Origin of the sequence: Avibacterium sp. 20-126 (assembly GCF_044358625.1) — a bacterium.
In the GTDB taxonomy this organism is placed as follows: domain Bacteria; phylum Pseudomonadota; class Gammaproteobacteria; order Enterobacterales; family Pasteurellaceae; genus Avibacterium.
Genome location: NZ_CP091457.1, coordinates 1,346,222 through 1,372,153, shown reverse-complemented (window position 1 = coordinate 1,372,153; position 25,932 = coordinate 1,346,222). Strand labels below are relative to the sequence as shown.

The window sequence follows — 25,932 nt, the reverse complement described above, 5'->3', positions numbered from 1 at the left end:
TTCATAAATGAAATGTGTCAATGAATCTCAAATAAGATAATTCCCAATGATTTCGCAATTTCTTATTTACAAGTTTAAAAAATTCCTTTATTAATTAAGACCATTTTATAAAAAATCAGGAGTAAATATGCACACTTTATTTAAAAAATCATTACTGTCTGCTTTATTAGGATTGTCTTTATCAGTAGGGACTGCAATGGCGGCGAATGTGCCAGAAGGCACGCAATTAGCGGATAAGCAAGAATTAATCTGGAATGTGAGTTCAAACCCTGCCACCCTTGATCCTCAGAAAATGGAAGGCGATGTTGAGGGGGCTTATGCACGTCAACTATATGAAACATTAGTGATTTCTGATGCGAAAGGGCATATTATACCCGGTGCGGCGAGTTCTTGGGAACACAGTGACGACTTTAAAACGTGGACATTCCATTTACGCCCTGAAGCGAAATGGTCTAATGGCGAGCCTGTGGTGGCTGGTGATTTTGTCTATGCTTGGCAACGTTTAGCCGATCCTAAAACTGCCTCACCTTATTCAAGTTTCCTTGAGTTCGTCAAATTAAAAAATGCCGATCAAGTGATTGCTGGCAAACTTTCACCCGCTGAGTTAGGTGTGGAGGCGAAAGACGACCATACATTGGTGTTGCATTTAACGGAATCCGTTCCTTATGTGGATAAATTGGTTGAACATTATGTATTAGCGCCAGTGAATAAACACGTCGTAGAACAGTTTGGTGATAATTGGACAAAACCCGGGAATTTAGTTGGTAATGGGGCGTTTGTATTAAAATCCGCGGTGGTTAATGAAAAAGCGGAATTAGAACGTAATCCATATTATTGGGATAATGCACATACCGTATTAGAAAAAATCGTATTATTGCCGATTGAATCCGCTTCAATAGATGTCTCTCGTTACCGTGCTGGTGATGAAGATATGACAGGAAAAGAAATTCCAATTGAGCTTTATGCCAAAGTCAAAAAAGAGTTGGGCGATGAATTAACACACGCCCCGCAACTTTGTACTTATCTTTATGAAATTAACACCGCCAAAGCGCCATTTGATAACCCTAAAGTGCGTAAAGCTTTGTCTTTAGCGTTAGAGCGTGAAATTTTAACGGATAAAATCTTACAACAAGGTCAAAAACCTGCTTATATTTTTACCCCACCATTTATCAATGGCGCGGAAAAAATGGCAAATCCTGAATGGGCGAATTGGACACAAGATCAGCGTAATCAAGCTGCGCTTAACCTATTGAAAGAAGCGGGATTCGATAAATCACACCCATTAAATTTTAACTTATTGTATAACACCTCAGACAACCATAAGAAATTGGCGAGTGCAGCACAATCTATTTGGAAGAAAAATTTACAAGGGGTTGTCAATGTAACCTTAGAAAATCAGGAATGGAAAACCTATCTAGATACGCGTCATCAAGGCAATTTTGATGTAGCGCGTGCGGGGTGGTGTGCCGATTATAATGAAGCGAGTACGTTCTTAAATTATTATTTATCTAACAGTGCAAATAATACAGCATTCTATAAAAACGCTGCTTATGATGCCTTGATTGCTTCTGCATTTAACGCACAAAATGATGAACAACGTGCTGAAATTTATGCACAAGCAGAACAAACATTAGACAATGATACTGCACTGATCCCCGTTTATCATTATGTGCAGCCTCGCCTGATTAAGCCTTGGGTGAAAGGTTTTGCTTATGCACATCCTGCACAAAACTATTATTTAAAAGACGTTTATATTATTAAACATTAATCTTTTTACACCCGTACATGGTTTACATTATTAAGTGCGGGTGTTTTTTCGTTATTTTTATCTTTGTGGGATAACATTATGCTTAAATTAATTTTTCGCCGTATCTTAGAGGCGATCCCAACCCTATTTATTTTAATCACGGTTTCTTTTTTTATGATGCGACTTGCCCCCGGTAGTCCATTTTCCAGTGAAAAAAATTACCCCCCAGAAGTGATTGCAAATATCGAAGCAAAATATCACTTAAATGAGCCACTTATGGTGCAATATGGGATTTATTTGAAAGATTTAGCACACGGTGATTTTGGTCCTTCCTTTAAATATAAGGATTACACGGTTAATCAGCTTGTTGCACAATCTTTCCCTGTTTCCTTAAAGTTAGGTTTTTCTGCCTTTTTAATCGCACTAATATGTGGCATTTCTGCTGGCGTGATTGCAGCATTAAAGCAAAACAAGTGGCTAGATTATTTAATAATGACCTTTGCAATGACGGGGGTTGTTGTACCGAGTTTTGTTGTTGCGCCGTTGTTAATATTAATTTTTTCGATTACGCTGAAATGGCTTCCCTCTGGCGGCTGGGAAGGGGGACAGCTAAGTAATATTATCTTACCAATGATCGCGCTTTCTTTATCCTATATTGCCAGCATTGCTCGAATTATGCGTAGTTCAATGATTGAAGTATTGCATTCAAATTTTATCCGTACGGCAAAAGCGAAAGGATTACCGATGTCGCGTATTATTTTAAAACACGCGTTACGTCCCGCGTTATTACCTGTGATCTCTTATATGGGGCCGGCATTCGTTGGGATTATTACCGGATCAATGGTGATTGAAAGCATTTTTGTTTTGCCCGGAATTGGTCAGCTTTTTGTTAATGGCGCGTTAAACCGAGATTATTCTTTAGTACTCAGTTTAACCATTTTAGTGGGAACATTAACCATCGTTTTTAATGCCATCGTCGATATTTTATATGCGGTGATTGATCCGAAAATTCGTTATTAATGGAGTGCCAAAAAAATGATAAAAACAAAAGAAAATCAAGCACTGATGGAAAAATTGGGCGAGCAATTAGAACAGGTTGAAGGACGCAGTTTATGGCAAGATGCAAGACGCCGTTTTTTCCGTAATAAAGCGGCGGTGATGAGCTTGTTTGTGCTATTTTTAATTTTACTTTTTGTCACCTTTGCGCCAATGTTAATGCCTTTTAGTTATGATGACACGGATTGGGCAATGATGGCTTCACCGCCAGATGTTGAATCAATGCATTATTTAGGCACAGACGGATTAGGGCGAGATCTTCTAGTTCGCCTTGCCATTGGTGGACGAATTTCCTTATTAGTAGGGATTGCCGGCGCATTTATCGCCGTTTTAGTTGGTACGCTTTATGGGGCAACAGCGGGTTATGTGGGCGGCAAAACCGATGCCATTTTAATGCGTATTTTAGAGATCTTATATTCTTTCCCCTTTATGTTCTTTGTGATCCTATTGGTGACCTTCTTTGGGCAAAATATTTTGCTTATTTTCGTGGCAATAGGAATGGTCTCTTGGTTAGATATGGCGCGTATCGTGCGTGGACAAACGCTCAGTCTCAAACGCAAAGAATTTATCGAAGCAGCGATTGTATGTGGCGTTTCGCCTCGGCAAATTGTATGGCGACACATCGTTCCAAATGTGTTAGGCGTTGTCGTGGTTTATGCCTCTTTACTCGTGCCGGGAATGATCTTATTTGAATCCTTTTTAAGTTTCTTAGGGCTAGGTACGCAAGAACCACTTAGTAGCTGGGGCGCATTATTAAATGATGGCGCAAAATCAATGGAAGCCACCCCTTGGCTACTGATTTTTCCAGCGGTTTTTTTAGTAATTACATTATTTTGTTTTAATTTTATTGGTGATGGCTTGCGTGATGCGCTTGATCCAAAAGATCGATAAGGTGAGAAAATGAAAAACGAAAAACACCCTCTCCTTGATGTACAAGATTTAAGAGTCACCTTCAAAACACCAGATGGTGAGGTTACCGCCGTGAATAATTTAACCTTTACCCTCAATGCAGGGGAAACCCTCGGTATTGTTGGGGAGTCAGGCTCGGGCAAATCACAAACTGCCTTTGCGTTAATGGGATTATTGGCGGATAACGGTAAAACCTCTGGTTCTGCTCGTTTTAATGGAGAAGAAATTTTAGGTTTATCCTCATCACAATTAAATCGCTTAAGAGCGGAGCAAATTGCGATGATTTTCCAAGATCCAATGACCTCGTTAAATCCTTATATGAAAATTGGCGAGCAGCTAACAGAAGTGCTGGTTTTACATAAAGGGTACAGCTATAAGCAAGCCTTTGAAGAATCCGTAAAAATGTTAGATGCGGTGAAAATGCCAGAAGCACGTAAACGAATGGCAATGTATCCGCACGAATTTTCTGGTGGTATGCGTCAGCGTGTTATGATCGCAATGGCATTATTATGCCGTCCAAAATTATTGATTGCTGATGAACCAACCACCGCCTTAGATGTAACAGTACAAGCACAGATTATGACCTTATTAAATGAGTTAAAACACGAGTTTAATACAGCAATTATTATGATTACTCACGATCTCGGCGTAGTGGCAGGGAGCTGTGATCAAGTGCTGGTGATGTATGCGGGAAGAACAATGGAATATGGCTCAGCGAAAGAAATTTTCTATCAGCCAACGCATCCTTACTCCATTGGTTTAATCAATGCAGTGCCACGCTTAGATTCCGAAGAAGATAAACTCTTAACGATTCCGGGCAATCCGCCGAATTTATTACATTTGCCAACGGGCTGCCCGTTTAGCCCACGTTGCCAATTTGCCACGGAACAATGTAAAGATAGCCCATTATTAGAGGAATTTGCACCAAATCGTTTACGCGCGTGTTTTATTGCCCCTACTCAGCTGCTAAGAGGAAATTAAGATGAAAAAATTATTACTTGAAGTCGAAGATCTTAGCGTACATTTCAACGTGCAAAGCAACGAAGGCTTTTTATTTAAGAAAAAGCAAACCTTGCACGCGGTAAACCACGTCTCGTTTAAATTATATGAAGGAGAAACCTTAGGCGTGGTAGGCGAGTCTGGCTGTGGAAAATCCACCCTTGCTCGTTCGATTATTGGTTTGGTGAAATCCGCAGGTGGCAATATTTTGTGGCTAGGTAACGATCTCAGCCAACAAAGCGAAAAACAGTGGCACAGCACGCGCAAAGATATTCAAATGATTTTCCAAGATCCCTTGGCATCACTCAATCCAAGAATGACGATTGGAAATATTATTGCTGAGCCACTGAAGATTTACTTCCCGCATTTATCTGCACAAGAAGTCAAAGAGCGTGTGCAAGCAATGATGTTAAAAGTAGGCTTATTGCCAAATTTAATTAACCGCTATCCACACGAATTTTCGGGCGGTCAGTGTCAGCGTATTGGCATTGCTCGTGCATTGATTATTGAGCCTAAACTGATTATCTGTGATGAACCTGTTTCTGCTCTTGATGTTTCCATTCAAGCACAGGTGGTCAATTTACTTAAATCGTTGCAAAAAGAAATGGGGTTATCACTGATTTTTATTGCACACGATTTAGCGGTGGTAAAACATATTTCTGATCGTGTTCTGGTGATGTATTTAGGTAATGCGGTGGAGTTGGGGACTTATGACAAGGTCTATCACGAAACCAAGCATCCTTACACCAAAGCGTTGATGTCTGCTGTGCCAATCCCAGATCCGGATTTGGAACGAGGTAAAAAAATTCAGCTACTCGAAGGTGATCTCCCTTCCCCGATCAATCCCCCTTCTGGTTGCGTGTTTCGTACTCGCTGCCCATTAGCGGATACAGAATGTACATTAAGCAAACCGCGTTTAACGGGGAATAATCAGCATTTGGTTGCTTGCTTTAAAGTATAACTGTGACAGTTGAAATTAAAGTGCGGTATTTTTTCAATAGATTTTTTATTGTAAAAATCAAAGAAAAAGCACCGCACTTAATAATCGGATTAGTTTAAATATTTAAATACCTTGATAACCTTTACAACCCCAGCCACATTGCGAGCAACCTCTGTTGCGGTATCGGCTTGTTGTTGAGTGAGGTTTCCCATTAAGAACACTTCACCGTTTTCAGTGATGACTTTTACATCAGTGGCTTTTACCCCTGAATTGACAAAGAGTTTGGATTTAATTTGGGTGGTGATCCAGCTATCTTGACTGATTTGTCCAAGCGAGATCGGAGAGCCTACTCGCAGTTCATTATAAACTTCAGAAACATTATCAACACCTTTGGCAAGCCCTGTGGCAATTTCTTTTAGATTTTCATTTGGCACTTGCCCGATAAGTAGAATCCTTCCGCCATATGAAACCACATTGATTCGAGCTTCGCTATCAAGTTGTTGATCTTTATTAATGGCGTGTAGAACTTTTTCTTCAAGGGTTTCATCATCAACCTGTGTTCCCACTGTTCTTGGATCAGTGGCGACTTTTGTTGCTACGGCTGTTGCCCCAACAATACCGGCAACCGTGGCGCTAACGCAGCCTTGTAGTAAGAATGCGCTGCCGAGAATTAGGGCTAGTTTTTTTAAATTCCTTGTTTTCATTGTTGTACTCCTTTTGGGTTGTAAGCGGTTGAGTGCTAGGAATGAGAAAAAAGCGTGTGGTCAATTAACTCACAAATCGTATTAATAATAAAGAGATGATGCTCCAAAATACGGCTTTCTTTTACTGTTGGTGCGGTGATTTCCAAATCCTGTTCTGTCAGAAAGCCTTGAATATGATCGTTATTCGCGCCCGTTAATGCGATGACACTGATTTCTTTATTTAGTGCGGAATTAATGGTATCTAGCACCATTTCTTCATTACCAAAAGGGGAAAATACCACCAACAGATCCCCTTGTTGTGCGACGGCATTAAATTGGCGTTGATAAAATTGCTGTTTAGGGCGATCGGCGATAATGGCGGAGCCAATCGCATTATCTAAACTCAATAGTACAGAGGGAAAGCTCGGGCGTTCTAATTCATAGCGATTGAGTAAATTCGCCACCAGAAATTGTGCATTGGCGTAAGATCGCCCTTGCCCGCAGACAATAATTTTATTACCACGCAATAAGCAGGCGACGATGTTTTGCACGGCTTGAAAAATTGCATTGGGCAATAAGCTTGAGGCTGAAATCTGGGTTTGTATGCTTTCGCTATAAAGATCTTTTATTTTATCTAACATTGTGATTTATCAGGCTTATTCATCAAGAAAATTGGGAATCCATTGTAGGTCTTGTATTGTATTACCAAATGCCACTAAATCAAAACGGCAATCGGTATCTTCGAGGCTACAATTTTGTTTAGCCAGCCACATATTGGCGGCATCTAACCATTTTTGCTGTTTTTGCCAATCTACGCTTTCCACCGCAGAGCCAAAAAAATCATTTTTTCTTTGCCGCACTTCGACAAACACAATGGTATCGCCATCTTGCATAATCAAATCAAGTTCACCACATTTAAAGTGTTGGTTGGCGGCAATAAATTTTAGCCCTTTGGATTGTAAAAAAAGGCGAGCTTGTTGCTCAAAGCTCGCCCCTTGATGACGTTTAGATTTAAACATAATTAATTGCTTAATACCACCACGGAGGCATTTTGGTATTGATACCACGTCATTTCTCGTTCGATATTACAGTTCGGACCCGCACTTAATTTACCGGTTAAACCGTTGATATTGAATCCCGGAACTTGACGTAATTCATTAAATTGATTGATTAACAACCACGCATCAGCACCCATAGCATATAAACGCATTAAGGAGTAATCACCATTGGTAACGCTTGCTACTTTTTTATATTGTGCAGAATCCACATCTTTAAAGAAAGGAATATCACTAAATTCTAACCCATCCATTAATAAGCGATATTCAGGCGTGTTGTTTGAGGAATTACTGCGTGAACTTGCGAATAACTTCAGGTTAATATTGCTATTATCAATTGCCAGTTTAATATCACTAAGCTGATTGTTCGTTGCCACAATATATAACGCTTGAATAGGTTGGCTTAAGCCTGATTGGAGCGTATAAGTGATGTCATCGGCATTATTATAAAATTTGATATTGGCATCTGTACCTGAAAGTTGTTGCCAGCGGGTGTTAAATGCAGAGGCCGTACGGCGACCAAGATCGCTTTGTGGCACAATGATAAATGGGTTTTGAATACCTTGATCCCAAATGCGATTTGCGGCAGATTCAGCTTCGTCTTCAGGCGCTAAGCCATAATAGCAGAGCTGACCAATTGCTCGAGAATTTTCAGTAGAATTTAAGGTAAGCACGTTTAGCCCTTGCAATAAGTCAGGGCGGTTGGTTAATTTATCTACATTTTGTTTTAACAACGGACCGACAATGGTATTAATTCCCTCTAGTTTGACTTGTTCAATGATATTTTCCACTGGCGTAGCAAGGGTATCAAAAACTTTAACCTGAATATCCGAATTCCCTCTTGCATCATCAAATCCGCGTTTAATGGTGCTACCAATGATCTGCGCATCGCCACTTAATGGAAGCAGTAGGGCAATTTGGTTTAATTGTGTTTGTTGGAAATTAAATAACCCTTGCAATTCTGTTGGGAAGAGATAAGTTGCGCTATGTCTTGGATAAGCCGCTTTCCAGCTTTGTAAGGCTTGGCTTAATTGTGCTGGGTGATTTAAGTTATCATTATATGCTTTAGCTAATGCTAACCAGCCACCTAATGCGGCACTGCCTTCTGCCGATGTGTTGTTAATTAAGCCACGGTTTGCATTGCGTAATAATGCCCAAGTGCGGTCATTATTTTCTTGTTTTCTTTGGCTGTCCGTTAATAGGGAATCAATTTGAATACGCGCTTTCACGGCATTCATAATTTGATTACGATTTTTTGCCACGCGTGCAACCACTTCATAGTAACGTGCTTTTTGCGAAGGGCTTAATAAAGCAAGATCAATCGCTTTTAAACGGCTATCCGCCGCTTTATTATTTCCTTTCACTGCCGCAATATGCGCTTCAATGATCGCTTTATCAAGTAGCTGTTCTTCATTGAGATCGTTTAATTCTGCTAACATCGCTTGAGCTTGAGGGATTTTATTCTCACGCACTAACACACGTGCGGCAAGTAATTTATAGGTTTGTTGATCTTCAAGATTTTGCGTGCGTTGAATTTGATTGATGTAATATTCAGAACTGGCATTTGCATCGTTTTTCAGCATATTTGTGAAACTGTTTCCGAATAAATTGGTACAGCCTGCTAAGAGCAATGCAAATAAAAAAGGCATTAATCGATTTTTTAAATTAATGCGTTGTAATAGAATAGTCATAATTACTCCGTTGTTGAAAACAATCTCGGGGATCTTACTTATCTCAATAATTAAAATCAAATAAAAGAAGTAAAAATGGACAATTTAACTGGAATTTTATATATCGTAGCAACACCCATTGGCAATTTGCAAGACATCAGCCAACGCGCATTACAAGTGTTGGAACAAGTGGATTTGGTCGCCGCAGAAGATACGCGTCATAGTGGTTTATTGCTGAGTCATTACGGCATTAAAAAGCCTTTTTTTGCACTGCACGATCATAATGAACAACAAAAAGCCGATATTTTATGCGAAAAACTGTTGCAAGGGACAAGCATTGCATTAATTTCTGATGCAGGTACGCCACTGATTAGCGATCCGGGCTTTCATTTAGTGAGAAAGTGTCGCCAAGCGGGGATTAAAATCGTCCCAATTCCCGGCGCGTGTGCGGCGATTGCGGGGCTTTGTGCCTCAGGCATTGCGTCTGATCGTTTTTGCTTTGAAGGCTTTCTGCCTGCCAAATCCAAAGCACGTTGCGATAAATTAGAAAATCTTGCAAAAGAAGACCGCACTTTGATTTTCTATGAATCCACCCACCGCATTTTAGATTGTCTTGCGGATATAGAAAAGGTGTTCGGTGCAGAACGTTATGTAGTGCTAGCACGAGAGCTGACTAAAACGTGGGAAACGATTTACGGTGATGAGATAGGGGCATTACGTCAATGGGTCAGTGACGATCCAAATCGCAGCAAAGGTGAAATGGTGCTGATTGTAGAAGGCAATGTGAAGTGCGAGGAGGAAAGTTTTTCACCACAAGCCATCAAAGCCTTAGCACTTATCGCAAAAGAACTTCCACTCAAAAAAGCCGCGGCGATTGTTGCCGAACTTTATGGTTATAAGAAAAATGCGTTGTATCAGTTTGGGTTGGAGAATTTGTAACGTGATTTTCGTACAAATTTATTTTCCCTCAACCCTATAATCAACGGGGAATTTCGGTATAATGCCCAAGTTTATTATTACAGGATAAAGGTTATGAGCCAGTTTTTTTATATACACCCAGAAAATCCGCAGCCGCGTTTAATTAATCAAGCGGTGGATATGTTGAAACAAGGCGGGGTGATTGTTTACCCGACGGATTCAGGCTATGCCTTAGGTTGTATGCTCGGTGATAAGCACGCAATGGATCGCATTGTGCAAATTCGCCAACTGCCAGAAAATCATAATTTCACTTTGGTGTGTAGCGATTTATCAGAGCTTTCAACTTATGCCACGGTGAACAATGTGGCGTATCGACTGATTAAAAATAACACACCGGGGCGTTATACCTTTATTCTCACCGCCACGAAAGAAGTGCCACGCCGCTTAATGACATCAAAACGCAAAACCATTGGCTTACGCGTGCCAGATAATCAAATCGCGTTAGCCTTATTGAATGCCTTGGGCGAGCCGATTTTATCTTGTTCTTTAATGTTGCCCGGGGAAGAAGGTATTACCCAATCTGATCCTGAAGAAATTCACGATCGTTTAGAACATCAAGTGGATTTAATTATTAACGGTGGCTATTTAGGACAAGCGCCGACAACCGTGGTGGATTTAACTGACAACACGCCAGTAATCTTGCGTGAAGGTAGTGGTTCAATTACGCCATTTATTTAATCTTTTCAAATTGTTAGACGCTTGGGAAAGCGACAAGAGGAAATATGAAATCAACATCTTATTCGCAACGCAATGCCACCAAAGGAATGCGTTTTGCTGAAAAAAATAACACTGAAAGAAAACGTACAGACAAGCCTTTCGTATCAAACGTAGAAAGTAAAGAAAAAAGTGCGGTAAAAAAGACCGCACTTTCTGCGGCGCATAAAGTCGAAGGGGAAAAATTACAAAAAGTATTGGCGCGCGCAGGACAAGGTTCTCGCCGTGAAATTGAAGCGATGATCGCCGCCAATCGGGTCAGCGTAAACGGCAAAATGGCAACACTCGGTGATCGCGTTGTGGTAAATGCGAATTTAAAAATTCGTATTGATGGACATCTGGTGAATTTACAGCAAGCGCAAAAAGAAGTGTGTCGTGTGTTGATGTATTACAAACCCGAAGGCGAACTCTGCACACGCCACGATCCTGAAGGCCGTGCCACCGTGTTTGATCGCTTACCACGTTTGACAGGTTCACGTTGGATTGCCGTTGGGCGTTTAGATATTAATACCTCAGGTTTATTATTATTTACCACGGATGGCGAATTGGCGAATCGCTTAATGCACCCAAGTCGAGAAGTGGAACGTGAATATTCCGTGCGTGTATTTGGGCAGGTCGATGAAGCGATGATCGCCCGTTTACGCAAAGGGGTTCAGTTAGAAGATGGACCAGCTAATTTCAAAGCCATTAAGCCAATGGGCGGGCAGGGGATGAATCAATGGTTTGATGTTACCCTAATGGAAGGGCGTAATCGTGAGGTTCGCCGTTTATGGGAATCGCAAGGCATCCAAGTGAGCCGTTTGATCCGTATTCGTTACGGCAATATTAAATTAATGAAAACCTTACCGCGTGGCGGGTGGGAAGAAATGGATCTCACCAATGTCAATTATTTGCGTGAATTAGTTGGGCTTGAACCAGAGACGCAAAGCAAATTAGATGTGACTAAACAACGCAGACGTGCCAAAACGGGGCAAATCCGCCGTGCAGTGAAACGTTATGCGGACATCAATAAACGTTATAAAAAAGCCTAAAAATGTAACAAAAAAGCACCGCACTTTAATCAAGGAGTGATGATGAAAATTCAGCAATTACGCTATATCGTTGAAATCGTAAATCAAAATTTGAATGTAACGGAAGCAGCAAATACCTTGTTTACCTCGCAACCAGGGATTAGCAAACAAGTGCGGTTGTTGGAAGATGAATTAGGCTTAGAGATTTTTGAGCGTAACGGCAAACATATCAAAGCACTTACCCCAGCGGGCAAAAAAATTGTCGCGATTGCGCGAGAATTATTGGTGAAAACCCAAAGCATTAAAGCCGTCGCAGATGAATATACGCAGCCTAATCACGGCGTGTTACGCATCGCTACCACCAACACCCAAGCGCGTTATATGTTGCCTTCTGTGGTAGAGCGGTTTTCCAAGAAATATCCTGATGTGAGCCTGCATATTCATCAAGGTTCACCCACGCAAATTTATGATGCCCTGCTTTCGGGAGAAGTGGATTTAGCGATCACCACGGAAGCGCAATATTTATTTGATGATTTGGTTCTATTGCCGTGTTATTTATGGAATCGTTCGGTGGTTGTAAAACCAGATCACCCTTTGGCAAAATGTAAACATCTCACTATTGAAGAATTGGGCAACTACCCACTGGTAACCTATACCTTTGGTTTTACGGGCGTTTCTGATTTAGATTATGCTTTTAACAGCGCAGGATTGTTGCCGAATATTGTGTTTACCGCGACCGATGCGGATGTGATTAAAACTTATGTCCGATTAGGCTTAGGGGTTGGCATTATGGCTTCAATGGCACACACGCCAGAAGATAACGATCTGGTTGCCATTGATGCCAGCCATATTTTCCGTTCGAGTATGACGCAGATTGCGTTCAAACATAGCATTTTCTTACGTAATTATATGTACGATTTTATCAATATGTTTTCACCGCACTTAACCCGCCCAATGGTGGAGCAAGCGGAGCGTTTACACGATAACAATGCGGTAAAAAAATTATTTGATGACGTGATGCTAGAAGTTCGCTAGTTTGTTACCGCCACTATTTAGCAATACGATGCAGGTAAATTTTGAAGGTAAAGGATATCCCTAAATAGAGATAAGGAGCATTTTATGAAAATTGTTTTTCTTGATAGCACAGCCATTCCAAAACACATTCCCATTCCACGCCCAAGTTTTGAACATCAATGGGTGGAATATGCGCATACTTCACCAGAGCAAACCATTGAACGGGCGAAAGAGGCTGATATTGTCATTACCAGTAAGGTAGTGTTTGATCGCGAAACAATGAAACAGCTCCCTAAATTGAAATTAATTGCGATCACAGCTACGGGTACAAATAATGTGGACTTAGAGGCAGCCAAAGCACTTGGGATTGTCGTGAAAAATGTTACAGGTTATTCTTCTGTTACCGTGCCTGAACACGTTTTGGGTTTAATTTTTGCCTTAAAACACAGTTTAATGAATTGGTATAAAGATCAACTCAGTGCAAAGTGGGCAAATAGCAAACAGTTTTGTTATTTTGATTACCTCATCACCGATGTAAAAGGATCTACCTTAGGCGTTGTGGGCAAAGGCAATCTCGGTAAAGAAATCGGCCGTTTAGCTGAAGCCTTAGGAATGAAAGTGATTTATGCAGAACGCAAAGGGGCTACAACAGTGCGTGAGGGATACTTACCTTTTGAGCAAGTGTTACAAGAGGCGGATATTGTTACCTTACATTGCCCTTTAACGCCAGACACCACGAATTTGATCAATGCGGAAACCTTAAAATTAATGAAGCCGACGGCGTATTTAATCAATACAGGGCGTGGGCCTTTAGTGGATGAAAAAGCCTTAGCTGACGCATTGGAAAATGGCACAATTGCCGCCGCAGCGTTAGATGTATTAGTGAAAGAGCCACCTGAGAAAGATAACCCACTTATTCAAGCGGCAACGCGTTTACCAAATTTAATTATTACCCCGCACATTGCTTGGGCATCGGATGGTGCGGTGGAAATTTTGGTGAAAAAAGTGACACAAAATATGGAAGAATTTGTCGCAACAGGCAAATAATTTTATTGCAGGACGACATTTCCCCTGTTCAGCAGGGGAAATTTTGATAAATATTTATGATGAATTTACCGATTTCTTTATTTATTGCCCTACGCTATTGGCGTGCGAAAAGTGCAGATCGCTTTGGGCGATTAGTCACCAATCTTGCGATGATGGGCATTGTGCTAGGCATTATGGCATTAATCATTGTGCTTTCGGTAATGAATGGCTTGGAAAATCAGCAAAAAAAACAAGTGCTTTCCACGATTCCCCACGCCATAATGACGCCAAAATCGGGGAATTTATCCCTTGCTGCGCCTATTCCCACAATACCAGCTTTCGTACAGCGAGCGATTCCTATTAATACCACGAATGTCATTTTGCAAGCGCCACAGGGCGTGAGTGCAGGACAAGTGATAGGTATTCAACACTTTTCTGATGATCCCTTATTAGCACATTTTCAGGCGCAGGCTTTTGAACAATTATTGCCAGCAGGTGAATTTAAATTGCTGATTGGCGCGCAATTAGCACAAAAATTGCATTTACAGATTGGGGATAAAGTGCGTTTAATGATCACCGAAAATAGCCAATACACGCCCTTTGGGCGCGTGCCAGTACAGCGTTTATTTACCATTAGTGATATTTATTTTGCTTCAGGGCAAAATGACACAAACGCCGTGTTTGCCAATCTTTCAGATATTGGTCGATTGATGCGTATTCCGCCACAGCAAATGCAAGGTTATCGCTTATTTTTGGCTGATCCTTTTGATATTACCAAACTTCCTCAATATTTCAGCCCAGAGAAATGGCAGATAGTCGATTGGCGTAGCCAGAAAGGGGAATTTTTCCAAGCAGTAAAAATGGAAAAAAATATGATGGGCTTGCTGATTAGCCTGATTATTGTGGTTGCCATCTCAAATATTGTTACTTCGCTTAGCTTAATGGTGGTGGATAAACAAGGGGAAATCGCGATTTTGCAAACGCAAGGGTTAAATAAATCTCAAGTACGTAGCCTGTTTATTTGGCAAGGGCTATTGGTCGGGATTACTGGAACGCTGATTGGCACGCTGCTTGGTGTGCTAACCACGTTAAATTTAGATTTCCTTATGGCGTGGTTTAATCCAGAAAATATTCGTTTGCCAACAGAACTCAATTATTCACAGATTGTGATTATTGTTGCGCTATCCTTATTATTTTCTTTATGTTCAACCATTTATCCAGCTTACCGCGCAGCACGAATTGAGCCAGCAGAAGCATTGCGCTATGAGTAGTGCGATCCCATAGTGCGGTGCTTTTTTACGCGATTTTAATGATAAAACAGAAAAAAACGAGAAAAGAATGACAGAGAAGCAAATTTTACTCAGCTGCCAACAGTTAAGCAAGGTTTACCAAGAAGGGGAAAACCGAACGTCAGTGCTAAAAGAGGTCACTTTTTCAATGGAAGAAGGCGAGTTAGTGGCGATTGTGGGCAGTTCAGGTTCAGGCAAAAGTACGTTATTACATACGCTAGGTGGCTTAGATCAGCCAACCAGTGGGGAAGTGTTCATTAAAGGACAATCTTTACAGCAAACCAGCGCCGACGAATTAGCAAAATTACGCAATCACTATATGGGCTTTGTTTATCAATTTCATCATTTAATGGCGGATTTTAGTGCGTTAGAAAACGTGATGATGCCAATGTTAATTGGTAAACAATCGCGTAGTGAGGCACAAGATCGTGCAGAACAAATGCTACAAGCGGTTGGCTTATCTCATCGCATTAAACATCGTCCTTCTGCCTTATCTGGTGGTGAGCGTCAGCGGGTTGCCATTGCCCGTGCTTTAGTGAATCAGCCCGCTTTAGTGTTAGCCGATGAACCCACAGGGAATTTGGATCGTAAAACCACGGAAAGCATTTTTGAACTTATTTTGAAATTAAACCAAGAGCAAAAAATTGCCTTTTTATTGGTGACTCACGATTTGCAGTTGGCGGCGAAATTGTCTCGTCGAATGGTGATGCAAGACGGTGTATTGCGTGGAGAAAGCTAGATGAGCGCACCTTTTTTTATTAGCTGGCGTTATCAGCGAGGGAAGCAAAAAAACCGTTTGGTTTCGCTGATTTCAATGTTTTCTACCCTTGGTATTGCATTGGGCGTAATGGTATTGATTGTGGGGTTAAGTGCAATGAACGGCTTTGAACGTGAGCTGAATAAGCGAATTTTAGCTGTTGTGCCACACGTTGAGATTTCAGCCTATTCTGAACAGGGCGATAGCACAGCAATAAAAAATTGGCAAAATTTAACCGCACTTTTAAAACAAGATCCTAACGTGGTGGCAAGTTCCCCTTTTGTGAGCTTTACCGCATTAGTAGAAAATGGCACCAAGCTAAAAGTGGTGCAAGTCAAAGGGGTTGAAGCCGACAAGCAAGATCAGGTGAGCGCCTTAGGGCAATTTGTATTAGGTGATGGCTGGCAGCGTTTTTCTCGTGAAGGCGGATTGGTATTAGGATCTGGCATTGCGCGTGAATTAGCGGTGAAAGAAGGGGATTGGGTAACGTTGTTAATTTCGCAATCAGACGGCACCAATAATTTTACCCAGCCAATGCGTGAGCGTATTCAGATTACAGGAATTTTACGCCTTGATGGACAGCTCGATCACAGCTATGCGTTAATTCCCCTTGCCACCGCACAGCAATTTTTGGATTATTCGGCGGATGAAGTCAGCGGGATAGAACTTAAGGTGCAACACCCTTTTGCCGTGCAACAGTTGAATTATCCTACCTTGCAACAGTATCCACAGTTTTTATCTGCGCAAAATTGGATTAGCCAATTTGGCTATATGTATCGCGATATTCAGCTTATTCGCACCGTAATGTATTTAGCGATGGTGCTAGTGATTGGCGTGGCCTGTTTTAATATTATCTCAACCTTGATTATGGCGGTGAAAGATAAGCAAGGCGATATTGCGATTATGCGCACGCTTGGTGCAAATGATCGCTTTATTAAACGAATTTTTATCTGGTATGGTTTACTGGCTGGAATGAAAGGCTGTGTAATTGGGTTAGTGCTAGGTTGCATAACGGCATTAAATCTCACGCAATTAATTAAAGGCATTGAATTTTTAATTGGCAGAAAGCTACTTTCTGATGGTGTGTATTTCGTGGATTTTTTACCGAGCGAACTACATTGGCAAGATATTGCCGTGGTTTTTTTGGTGGCATTAGTGTTAAGTTTAATCGCCAGTTTGTATCCCGCAAGTCGAGCTGCGAAATTACAACCTGCACAAGTTTTAAGCAGTCATTAAAAATTTATTAATAATATCTTTAAACTAGTTTACTAGTACAAAAATGCGTGTTACATTGACACGCAATTCAGTATTCGCAATACGAATAAGCAAGTGATGATCAAAGACAAATCAAGATGTAAGAGAGTGATGTATGACAAAAAGCAAAAATGATATTTATATTGCTAACGACGATACCCGAATTGGCAACGTAGAGCAGGTGTTACCGCCTATTGCGTTAATTGAAAAATATCCAGCAAGCGACGTGGCAATTAACACCGTAAAAAAAGCTCGCCAACAAGCACACAATATTATTCATCGCAAAGATGATCGTTTGCTTGTGGTTATTGGGCCTTGTTCTATTCACGATCCGAAATCTGCATTGGAATATGCACAACGAATCAAAGCAATGCGTGAGAAATATCAAGATAGTTTAGAAATTATTATGCGTGTCTATTTTGAAAAACCGCGTACAACCGTAGGTTGGAAAGGACTGATTAACGATCCTTATCTCAACAACAGTTATGCGTTAAATGATGGCTTACGTATTGCGCGTAAATTATTGTTGGATATTAATAATTTAGAAGTGCCAGCAGCAGGCGAATTTTTGGATATGATCACACCACAATATGTTGCTGATTTTATGAGCTGGGGGGCAATCGGGGCAAGAACGACGGAATCGCAAGTTCATCGTGAATTAGCTTCGGGCTTATCTTGTGCAGTGGGTTTTAAAAATGCAACCAATGGTGGTGTACGCATTGCCCTTGATGCAATTGGTGCAGCAGAAGCCCCGCATTATTTCCTTTCGGTAACAAAATTTGGTCATTCTGCCATTGTTTCCACTAAAGGAAATGCAGATTGCCACATTATTTTACGTGGTGGCGATAAAGGACCAAATTACAGTGCAAAAGATGTCAATGAGGTCTGTGAAAGTATTGAGAAGAGCGGTCGTATTCCACACGTTATGGTGGATTTCAGTCACGCAAACAGCAGTAAGCAATTTAAAAAACAATTAGAGGTTTGCGCTGATGTGTGTCAGCAAATTGCACAGGGTTCAAATCAAATTTTTGGTGTGATGATTGAAAGCCATTTGGTAGAAGGCAGACAAGATCTTGTTGATGGTAAAGAATTGGTTTACGGACAAAGTATCACCGATGCTTGCATTGGCTGGGAAGATTCAGAATTGGTATTGGAGCAACTTTCAAACGCTGTAATCGCTCGTCGTCGTGTAAATCGCTAATTGGATTTTTGTAGAGAGAAAGGCTGAATTGAGAAAATTCAGTCTTTTTTATATTTTTCAGGTGAGGTTATTTTTTGCGAGGCAGATCAAATTTCGAGAATTTTCGCATAAAAATGACTAAAAATTTGGTGCTATAATTCACCGCACTTTGAAATTGAAAGGACATATTAAAAGGAGTTAATGTGAAATTAGATGAGTTAGCTAAACTTGCTGGGGTTTCCAGAACAACGGTAAGTTATGTTGTCAATGGTAAAGCAAAGCAATATAGAGTGAGTGATAAAACCATTGAAAAAGTGCAATCCTTAATAAAGGAATATGATTTTAAACCTAATGCAATGGCTGCTGGGTTGCGAGCTGGGAAAACCAATACCATTGGCTTGATTATTCCTGATTTTGAAAATATGAGCTATGCCAGAATTGCTCATCAGCTTGAGCAAAAATTTCGTGAAAAAGGTTATCAACTCTTGATCGCTTGTTCTAATGATAATCCAAATAATGAAATGGCTTGTGCCAAACACCTTTTTCAGCGCAAAATTGATGCGTTAATTGTTTCAACCTCATTACCTACAGAGAATGGGTTTTATCAGCAAAGTAAGGTGCCTGTATTTGGTTTTGACCGAAAAATCAGCGCGGATAATGCGGTTAATGTGCTATCTGATGATAGGAATGATGCTTATCGTCTAGCGCAAGATTTATTTAAACAGCAATCGTTTAAAAATGTTCTCTTTTTTGGGGCGCTGCCCGAACTTCCAACCAGTAAGGAACGTGAAGTAGGATTTTGTCAGGCATTAAAAGAGCGGTCGGAAAATTCAGCAGAATTTCTTTATAGCGAGCAATTCCACCGAGATTCTGCGGCACAAACCTTTGAGCAATGGCTTGTCACAAATCCCTTGCCAGATGCCTTATTTGTTACCTCTTTAACCTTGTTACAGGGGATATTCCAAGTGCTATTAAGGCAGAATAAAGGCATTCCACAACAATTAGCCATTGCCACTTTTGGCGATCACGAAATGTTAGAACTATTAGCCAATAAAACCCTCTGTGCTGTGCAGGATCATAAGAAAATTGCGGATAAATTGTTAGATTTAGTGTTAGAACGCCTTAAGCATAAATCAGCCCAAGAAAGCTTACCTGCACCGAGTAAGATCTTGCGAGATTTAGTTTATCATTGCTAATCAGAGAAAGGCGGTGGGGGGAGCGGTTCTGGCTTGCCTAAAAAGTGCGGTTCTTTTTCAACAAGAAGATCTAATACGGCTTGCAAACGAGCAAAAAACTCACGGAAGCGGACAAACATATAGCCGCTCGGATAGTCTGCCGCAAAACAGATCGCATCAATATTATGGTATTTGGCAATAAACAAAGCCCGCTCACAATGAAAGCGCTGTGTAATGATGGTGATCGAATGGGCTTTAAAAACCTGATCAGCACGGATGACGGAATCTAAGGTACGAAATCCCGCATAATCTAAATACATAAATTCCTCTGGTATCCCCATTTTTATGAGGTCTTTAAACATTGTTCGTGGCTCATTATATTCCATTGTGCGGTTATCCCCACTTAGTAGCAAATAATCTACTTTTCGTTCCTTAAACAGGTTATTTGCCGCTAATAACCGATAGGAATAGAATAAATTTGGCGTATTTTTACTGAAATATTTTGATGTACCTAACACCAATCCATAAGGGCGATAGGGCAGTTTTGCTATATCGGTATAAATACCTTGACGAACATAAAAGCCAATAGCTTGATCGATAAGCACAAGCAATAAGCCGCAGAGAAAAATGAGGAACAGGCTATACCGTAGAACTTTTCTAGGCAGGTAGCTAACCCATCGAAAAGAAAAAAGGTAACGGAAAAAGGATTTCAGCATAAAATTCGTATTTTTTTATCTTTTGCGTATCAAAATAATAAAAAAGACTAGTAAATTCAAGCAAATTTATTCTAAAATACGTCTAGAGGTTTAGACGTCTAAAAATCTTGGCGAGGTATAAGGCTAACGGTAGTCTATGTTGCCTAACCTTTGCAAGATGGCATCAATGGAATAATGGACTAGGTAATGGCAGTACAAACAGCAACACTTTTTACTCAAACACCACTCAAACTCACTTTAGCTGGACAGCTTGAGCATATTGATGTTGCCTACCAAACCTATGGCAAGTTAAATGCGGATAAAAGTAATGCCGTGTTGATTTGCCACGCATTAACCGGAGATGCAGAACCCTATCACCCTGATCCCAACCAAACAGGTTGGTGGCAGAATTTTATGGGCGAAGGTTTGGCACTAGATACATCAAAATATTTTTTCATTTGTTCTAACGTGCTAGGTGGTTGCAAAGGGACAACAGGGCCTTCTTCGGTAAATCCAAAAACACAAAAGCCTTATGGCAGCCAGTTTCCGCATATTCTTGTGCAAGATATTGTAAAAGTACAAAGGGCGCTGCTTGATTATCTTCAAATCCCACATTTAAAAGGCATTGTTGGAGGGTCATTTGGCGGAATGCAAGCCACTCAATGGGCAATAGATTATCCGGATTTTATGGATAACATCGTAAATCTTTGCTCTTCCCTGTATTTTAGTGCAGAAGCTATCGGCTTTAATCACGTTATGCGTCAAGCTATTATAACTGATCCTAATTTTAATAATGGCGATTATTATGAGGGTGAGCCACCTGTGCAGGGGTTATCTATTGCGCGAATGTTAGGAATGCTTACCTATCGTACTGATATTCAGCTTGCCAAAGCCTTTGGGCGTGCCACGAAAGTAGAAGGGCAGTACTGGGGAGACTATTTCCAAGTGGAATCTTATCTCAGTTATCAAGGGCAGAAATTTCTCGATCGTTTTGATGCGAATAGCTATTTGCATTTGTTGCGTGCCTTGGATTTATATGATCCCGCCTTAGGTTATGAAAACACATATCAAGCGTTATCACGTATTACCGCGCGTTATAGCTTAATTGCGGTGAGCAATGATCAGCTTTTTAAAGCGGTGGACGTGAGAAAAAGTAGAGCAATGCTTGAAGACGCAGGAGTAAATTTAACATATCACGAGTTTCCTTCTGATTATGGACACGATGCGTTTTTGGTGGCTTACGATGCTTTTGAAGGACTTATTCGTCAGGGATTAGAAAGCGAGTAATGCTTAAAATCGCGAAAAAATTAAGGGCTGAGAAATATCAGCCCTGATTTTTATCTGAGCAGAGATTAAATTAAATTACTCACAAAAATAACTAAAATAATCAATGGAACGACATATTTTACATAGTTGAACCAAATGTTGGTGAAAGTAGAATTTGGTTTATCAGAAAGCTCTTTTTTTGCTTCCTCTTTCAACACAAAGCCGACGAAAATCGCACAGCCAAGTGCGGTGAGTAAAAAGAGAATATTTCCACTCACATAATCAAAAGCATCAAAAATACTTTTTCCAAAGAAGGTGACGTCTTTCAGTAAGTTATCACTCAAAATAGATGGAATATTACCAAGTAAGAAAATTCCTCCAAGGGTGAGCATAATTGCTTTGCCACGGCGCATTCTGAGTTTTTCTTGTAGTGCGGTGATAATCACTTCATAAATGGTGATGGAAGTGGTCAGTGCCGCAATGAGCAATAAACTAAAGAAGATAATGGCAAAAATACGCCCAGCCCACATATGTGAGAACACAATGGGTAAACTTTGGAACACAAGCGTTGGACCAGCATTGGGTTCAATGCCAAAGCTGAATAACGATGGAAAAATCATAAATCCTGCTAAGACCGCAATGATGGTATTGGTAAAGCCGGTGATCACAGCAGTTTGTACTAAATTTTCTTCTTTACTGAGATAGCTTGAAAGGGTAATTAGCACGCCAAAACCTAAGCTAAGTGCAAAGAAAACTTGACCTAACACCATAATAAATAACTGCGGTGTAATTTTAGAAAAATCAGGTTTGAGATAATAAATAATGCCTTCTGCCGCGCCGGGTAAGGTGATGTTGCGGATAACCATTCCAATAAGGAAGATAAACAATAATGGCATTAAATATTTTACCGAACGTTCAATCCCACCGATAATCCCTTTCGCTAAAATAACATAGTTAATGGCGACAAAAATAAAGGTATAAAGGGCAATTTGTAGCGGGCTATTGCTAATGCTCTGTTCATAGAAGGTTTTGGCATACTCTTTGCTAATGGTGCTAGAAATATCAAGGCTACCAGAAATCAAGCTAATGATATAATTCATCACCCAACCGCCAAGTACCATATAATAAGCCATAATGCCGAATGCTCCGAGCAAGCCCATATAGCCAATAATTTTCCAATATTTTGAATGGGGTTTTGCGGTCAGTTTATCTTCAAAGGCATCAATGGAATTGACACGCAAACGGCGACCAATGACGTTTTCCACTAAGATCATCGGGATACCAATCACGATCATTGCTACGCAGAATAATAAAACGTATGCACCGCCGCCGTTTTCACCAACTAAATAAGGGAAACGCCAAGTCGCGCCAAATCCTACGGTTGCACCAGCCACAGTCATAATATAGGTTAAGCGGCTTGACCAAGTTTGTCGTTCAGATTTTTTTGTTGTCATAAATTACCTTAATTTTCAGTTTTGTCTTTGTATTCACAAAGATCTTCAATAATACAAGAACCGCAGCGAGGCTTGCGTGCAATGCAGGTATAACGCCCGTGCAAAATAAGCCAATGATGCACATCAACTTTAAATTCAGCTGGCACAACCTTGAGTAATTTTTCTTCTACCTGTAATACGGTTTTGCCGGGGGCAAAGTTTGTCCGATTACAGACACGGAAAATATGGGTATCTACCGCAATGGTAGGCTGGCCAAATGCCGTATTTAACACCACATTCGCGGTTTTTCGCCCAACGCCTGCTAAGGCTTCAAGTTCCTCACGCGTTTGCGGAATTTCCCCATTGTGTTTTTCGATCAGATCACGACAGGTTTTAATAATATTCTCAGCTTTACTATTAAATAGACCAATGGTTTTAATATAGCTTTTTAAGCCATCTAATCCAAGATCTAAAATCGCTTGTGGTGTATTTGCCACAGGGAAGAGTTTTGCGGTGGCTTTATTCACCCCTTTATCTGTTGCCTGTGCAGACAAAATTACCGCGATCAATAACTCAAAAGGTGAATGATAATTCAATTCTGTCGTGGGATGAGGATTTTGATCCCGCAATCGCGTTAAAATTTCAATACGTTTTTGTTTATTCATTGTGTTTATTGTTTTTTATCATCAATCAAGTTTTTCATCGCCAAAATCAACCCTAAACCAAGGAATGCCCCGGGAGGTAAAATAGCGAGTAAAAAGCTACTGTTTAGCTCAAAAAGATTTAAATGTAATGCGACAGCCCAGTTACCGAGCAGATTTTCCATTCCCATAAACAGTTTGCCTGTGCCTAACACTTCACGAATTGCCCCCAGTATTAACAAGCTAAACGCCATTCCCACGCCCATTGCAAAGCCATCAAAAAGTGAAAGCCATACACCATTTTTTGACGCAAAGGCTTCTGCACGACCAATGACAATACAGTTGGTGACAATTAAAGGAATAAAAATCCCTAAAGATTGATAAAGCGTGTACGTGTAAGCATTCATCATTAACTGCACAATGGTTACCGTAGTAGCAATAATCATCACATAAATAGGAATACGAATAGCGTGTGGAATATGCTTGCGGAATAGCGAAACCACCACATTGGTACACATTAGCACTACAATGGTCGCAATGCCTAAACCAAGGGCATTTGTTGCCGAGCTAGATACCGCAAGCAATGGGCAAAGCCCTAAAAGTTGCACAAGTGCGGGGTTATTATGCCAAAATCCTTGCTTAAATAATTCACCCCATTGGCTTTTTACTTCGCTTATTGGCAGTTGAGATGGTGGTGTTTCCGCAGTGAAATCCATCTCATTTTCTAAAGTGCGGTGGTTTTTTTCACGATTTTCATTCATCAGTTTTGCTCCTCTTTCACCGCATTCACCTTCATTTGTTGTAACAAAGGTAAGGCAGAACGCTTGATTTGATTGACAATCGCGCGTGGCGTAATGGTTGCTCCAGTAAATTGATCAAATTGCCCACCGTCTTTTTTTACTGCCCAATCATTGAGATTATCGCTGCTGATTTTTTTGTGATTAAAGCTCAGCACCCAATCAGAAATACGCAATTCAATTTTATCGCCTAAGCCCGGTGTTTCTTTATGTTCAAGTACACGCAAGCCTAATACTTCACCTTGTGGCGTAATGCCAACAAGAAAACGAATATTGCCTGAATAGCCGTCTGGCGCAATGGTTTCATAGGCATAAGCCACCGGCTGATGATTTTTCTCTGCGACACAAATTTTCTCAATACGCAAGGTTTTTGCTTGAGCAAAATGAGGCTCATCGCAACTGGCGAGTAAATCGTTATCATAGCTTTGCGGTGGAATAATTTGTGCGAGCAATTCCGCTTGTTGGTTGGCGATTGCTTGTGCAATAGGGGCTGTTGTTAAGAAATACACCGCGGCAGAAAGTGCGGTACAAATTAACGCAATAACACCTAAGATCATGCCATATCGGAGGCTAATTTTTACCGTTTGCATTGCTTATTTCCTTCTATGTCCAGCCACGCGCGGGCGCGTGTAGTGATCAATGAGTGGCACACAAATATTTGCCAATAACACAGCAAATGCCACACCATCAGGGTAGTTACCATTGAATCGGATCAGGCACACCAGCAAGCCAATAATCGTACCAAAAACCAGTTTACCTTTTGGGGTAATGGAAGAGGTAACAGGATCGGTTGCAATGAAAAATGCCCCGAACATCGTTGCACCACTAAACCACTGCCATAAAGGGCTTGGCACATAAGAAGAAAGCAGCCAATGTAGTCCACTTACCAGTAACATTGTGGATAAAAAAGCCGTTGGAATTTGCCAATGAATAATTTTTTTCCAAATTAAAAAGAGCCCACCGAGTAAGAAGAAAAAATTCACTTGCGCCCAACCTAAACCAAGGTTGAGTTCCCCTTTTAACGGCAATACTTGTGCAAAAATCGGTGATTGATTGACTTCACTTATCGCCATATTGATTTTGCTTGCCGTTTTGACGGAATCTAACGGCGTGGCTTGAGTAATACCATCAATGGAATTGGTTAATTGATGTAGGTTGAAACCATCTGTGGTGATGCCGTGGAAAATCAACTGATAAGCATCTTGCAGGCTAGGCGGTTCATTTAATAGGGTTACAGGGGGAAGCCAAGCAGTCATTTGCACCGGAAAGGAAATGAGCAATACCACATAACCGACCATTGCAGGGTTAAACAAATTTTGCCCCAAGCCGCCATAAACGTGTTTGCCGAGTATTACGGCGCAGAATGTGCCAATTAAAATCACCCAATAAGGCGCATAAGGCGGAATTGCCATCGCGAGCATTAATGCCGTTAGCACGACGCTGAAATCACTAATATAAAACAGGGTTGGTTTTTTGCGTAAGCGAGTAACGATAAATTCCAACACTAACGCAAAGGAAATAGCGAGTAGGCTTTGAATCAACACACCAAAACCAAAATAATAAACTTGTGCCGCGAAAGCAGGCAACATAGCCAGTGCAACCCACAGCATAATGCGAGCAGTTAATTTGCCCGAGTGGGTATGT

26 protein-coding genes are annotated in these 25,932 nt (G+C 40.8%); 16 read left to right on the top strand and 10 right to left on the bottom strand.

The window, feature by feature from the left end:
• The first annotated feature begins 127 nt into the window (after nucleotides 1-127).
• From L4F91_RS06305 to oppF, 5 genes are all read left to right on the top strand, one after another.
• Nucleotides 128-1,768 (top strand): ABC transporter substrate-binding protein, encoded by a 1,641-nt coding sequence (locus L4F91_RS06305; RefSeq protein ID WP_395895441.1) that lies wholly within the window; start codon nucleotides 128-130, stop codon nucleotides 1,766-1,768.
• Between the two features lie 78 nt (nucleotides 1,769-1,846).
• The gene (gene oppB / locus L4F91_RS06300) at nucleotides 1,847-2,767 is read left to right on the top strand and encodes an oligopeptide ABC transporter permease OppB (protein WP_250350032.1); all 921 of its coding nucleotides are present in this window, start codon (nucleotides 1,847-1,849) and stop codon (nucleotides 2,765-2,767) included.
• A 15-nt stretch (nucleotides 2,768-2,782) separates the two neighbouring features.
• Nucleotides 2,783-3,694, top strand: a complete 912-nt coding sequence (oppC, locus tag L4F91_RS06295) for an oligopeptide ABC transporter permease OppC (protein ID WP_250363149.1) — start codon at nucleotides 2,783-2,785, stop codon at nucleotides 3,692-3,694.
• Nucleotides 3,695-3,703: 9 nt separating this feature from the next.
• Nucleotides 3,704-4,693 carry an ABC transporter ATP-binding protein gene (locus L4F91_RS06290; protein ID WP_250350034.1) on the top strand — a complete coding sequence of 330 codons (990 nt, stop codon included), beginning with the start codon at nucleotides 3,704-3,706 and terminating at the stop codon, nucleotides 4,691-4,693.
• 1 nt (nucleotide 4,694) lies between these two features.
• On the top strand, nucleotides 4,695-5,672 hold the full coding sequence (gene oppF / locus L4F91_RS06285) for a murein tripeptide/oligopeptide ABC transporter ATP binding protein OppF (RefSeq protein ID WP_265761828.1): 978 nt from the start codon (nucleotides 4,695-4,697) through the stop codon (nucleotides 5,670-5,672).
• A gap of 89 nt (nucleotides 5,673-5,761) precedes the next feature.
• Here oppF and dolP read toward each other — a convergent pair whose 3' ends face one another.
• From dolP to L4F91_RS06265, 4 genes are read right to left on the bottom strand one after another with little or no spacing between them, the layout of a single operon-like run.
• Nucleotides 5,762-6,355, bottom strand: coding sequence for a division/outer membrane stress-associated lipid-binding lipoprotein (gene dolP, locus L4F91_RS06280; protein ID WP_395895438.1), 594 nt, complete (start codon nucleotides 6,353-6,355; stop codon nucleotides 5,762-5,764).
• Between the two features lie 35 nt (nucleotides 6,356-6,390).
• Nucleotides 6,391-6,975 (bottom strand): SIS domain-containing protein, encoded by a 585-nt coding sequence (locus L4F91_RS06275; RefSeq protein ID WP_250350037.1) that lies wholly within the window; start codon nucleotides 6,973-6,975, stop codon nucleotides 6,391-6,393.
• A gap of 15 nt (nucleotides 6,976-6,990) precedes the next feature.
• Nucleotides 6,991-7,353 carry a YraN family protein gene (locus L4F91_RS06270; RefSeq protein WP_395895436.1) on the bottom strand — a complete coding sequence of 121 codons (363 nt, stop codon included), beginning with the start codon at nucleotides 7,351-7,353 and terminating at the stop codon, nucleotides 6,991-6,993.
• 2 nt (nucleotides 7,354-7,355) lie between these two features.
• Nucleotides 7,356-9,080, bottom strand: a complete 1,725-nt coding sequence (locus L4F91_RS06265) for a penicillin-binding protein activator (RefSeq protein WP_395895435.1) — start codon at nucleotides 9,078-9,080, stop codon at nucleotides 7,356-7,358.
• A 75-nt stretch (nucleotides 9,081-9,155) separates the two neighbouring features.
• On the opposite strand from L4F91_RS06265, the gene rsmI reads away from it, so the two are divergent.
• The 10 genes from rsmI to cra all read left to right on the top strand — a co-directional run bounded on the left by rsmI (nucleotide 9,156) and on the right by cra (nucleotide 19,477).
• Complete coding sequence (gene rsmI, locus L4F91_RS06260; RefSeq protein WP_395895433.1) at nucleotides 9,156-9,998, top strand: 16S rRNA (cytidine(1402)-2'-O)-methyltransferase; 843 nt, start codon at nucleotides 9,156-9,158, stop codon at nucleotides 9,996-9,998.
• Nucleotides 9,999-10,091: 93 nt separating this feature from the next.
• A complete protein-coding gene (locus tag L4F91_RS06255) occupies nucleotides 10,092-10,715 on the top strand; it encodes an L-threonylcarbamoyladenylate synthase (RefSeq protein ID WP_395895431.1) in 624 nt (207 codons plus the stop codon).
• 86 nt (nucleotides 10,716-10,801) lie between these two features.
• Entirely contained in the window at nucleotides 10,802-11,782 is a 981-nt protein-coding gene (gene rluB / locus L4F91_RS06250; protein ID WP_395897846.1) for a 23S rRNA pseudouridine(2605) synthase RluB, read from the top strand.
• A 42-nt stretch (nucleotides 11,783-11,824) separates the two neighbouring features.
• The gene (gene cysB, locus L4F91_RS06245; protein ID WP_250351673.1) at nucleotides 11,825-12,796 is read left to right on the top strand and encodes an HTH-type transcriptional regulator CysB; all 972 of its coding nucleotides are present in this window, start codon (nucleotides 11,825-11,827) and stop codon (nucleotides 12,794-12,796) included.
• 84 nt (nucleotides 12,797-12,880) lie between these two features.
• Nucleotides 12,881-13,822: a 2-hydroxyacid dehydrogenase gene (locus L4F91_RS06240; RefSeq protein ID WP_395895428.1), complete on the top strand. Its 942-nt coding sequence runs from the start codon at nucleotides 12,881-12,883 to the stop codon at nucleotides 13,820-13,822.
• A 59-nt stretch (nucleotides 13,823-13,881) separates the two neighbouring features.
• Complete coding sequence (locus L4F91_RS06235) at nucleotides 13,882-15,072, top strand: lipoprotein-releasing ABC transporter permease subunit (protein WP_395897844.1); 1,191 nt, start codon at nucleotides 13,882-13,884, stop codon at nucleotides 15,070-15,072.
• Nucleotides 15,073-15,139: 67 nt separating this feature from the next.
• Entirely contained in the window at nucleotides 15,140-15,829 is a 690-nt protein-coding gene (gene lolD, locus L4F91_RS06230; protein WP_250363142.1) for a lipoprotein-releasing ABC transporter ATP-binding protein LolD, read from the top strand.
• Nucleotides 15,830-17,083 (top strand): lipoprotein-releasing ABC transporter permease subunit LolE, encoded by a 1,254-nt coding sequence (gene lolE / locus L4F91_RS06225; RefSeq protein ID WP_395895426.1) that lies wholly within the window; start codon nucleotides 15,830-15,832, stop codon nucleotides 17,081-17,083. It begins immediately after the preceding gene.
• 133 nt (nucleotides 17,084-17,216) lie between these two features.
• A complete protein-coding gene (aroG, locus tag L4F91_RS06220; RefSeq protein WP_268739388.1) occupies nucleotides 17,217-18,302 on the top strand; it encodes a 3-deoxy-7-phosphoheptulonate synthase AroG in 1,086 nt (361 codons plus the stop codon).
• Between the two features lie 182 nt (nucleotides 18,303-18,484).
• Nucleotides 18,485-19,477 carry a catabolite repressor/activator gene (gene cra / locus L4F91_RS06215; protein ID WP_250350045.1) on the top strand — a complete coding sequence of 331 codons (993 nt, stop codon included), beginning with the start codon at nucleotides 18,485-18,487 and terminating at the stop codon, nucleotides 19,475-19,477.
• On the opposite strand, the gene L4F91_RS06210 is transcribed toward cra, so the two are convergent.
• A complete protein-coding gene (locus tag L4F91_RS06210; protein ID WP_395895424.1) occupies nucleotides 19,474-20,172 on the bottom strand; it encodes a vancomycin high temperature exclusion protein in 699 nt (232 codons plus the stop codon). The two genes, cra and L4F91_RS06210, sit on opposite strands and share 4 nt — an antisense overlap.
• A 186-nt stretch (nucleotides 20,173-20,358) precedes the next feature.
• Between L4F91_RS06210 and L4F91_RS06205 the strand changes: the two genes are divergently transcribed.
• Entirely contained in the window at nucleotides 20,359-21,438 is a 1,080-nt protein-coding gene (locus L4F91_RS06205; RefSeq protein ID WP_250350047.1) for a homoserine O-acetyltransferase, read from the top strand.
• 65 nt (nucleotides 21,439-21,503) lie between these two features.
• On the opposite strand, the gene L4F91_RS06200 is transcribed toward L4F91_RS06205, so the two are convergent.
• From L4F91_RS06200 to rsxD, 5 genes are read right to left on the bottom strand one after another with little or no spacing between them, the layout of a single operon-like run.
• Nucleotides 21,504-22,871 (bottom strand): sodium-dependent transporter, encoded by a 1,368-nt coding sequence (locus tag L4F91_RS06200; RefSeq protein ID WP_250350048.1) that lies wholly within the window; start codon nucleotides 22,869-22,871, stop codon nucleotides 21,504-21,506.
• A gap of 8 nt (nucleotides 22,872-22,879) precedes the next feature.
• Entirely contained in the window at nucleotides 22,880-23,515 is a 636-nt protein-coding gene (gene nth, locus L4F91_RS06195; RefSeq protein WP_250350049.1) for an endonuclease III, read from the bottom strand.
• A gap of 5 nt (nucleotides 23,516-23,520) precedes the next feature.
• Nucleotides 23,521-24,207: an electron transport complex subunit E gene (locus tag L4F91_RS06190; RefSeq protein ID WP_395897842.1), complete on the bottom strand. Its 687-nt coding sequence runs from the start codon at nucleotides 24,205-24,207 to the stop codon at nucleotides 23,521-23,523.
• A 44-nt stretch (nucleotides 24,208-24,251) separates the two neighbouring features.
• Nucleotides 24,252-24,878, bottom strand: coding sequence for an electron transport complex subunit RsxG (gene rsxG, locus L4F91_RS06185; RefSeq protein WP_395895421.1), 627 nt, complete (start codon nucleotides 24,876-24,878; stop codon nucleotides 24,252-24,254).
• Nucleotides 24,879-24,881: 3 nt separating this feature from the next.
• The gene (gene rsxD, locus L4F91_RS06180; RefSeq protein WP_395897840.1) at nucleotides 24,882-25,898 is read right to left on the bottom strand and encodes an electron transport complex subunit RsxD; all 1,017 of its coding nucleotides are present in this window, start codon (nucleotides 25,896-25,898) and stop codon (nucleotides 24,882-24,884) included.
• Between the last annotated feature and the right edge of the window lie 34 nt (nucleotides 25,899-25,932).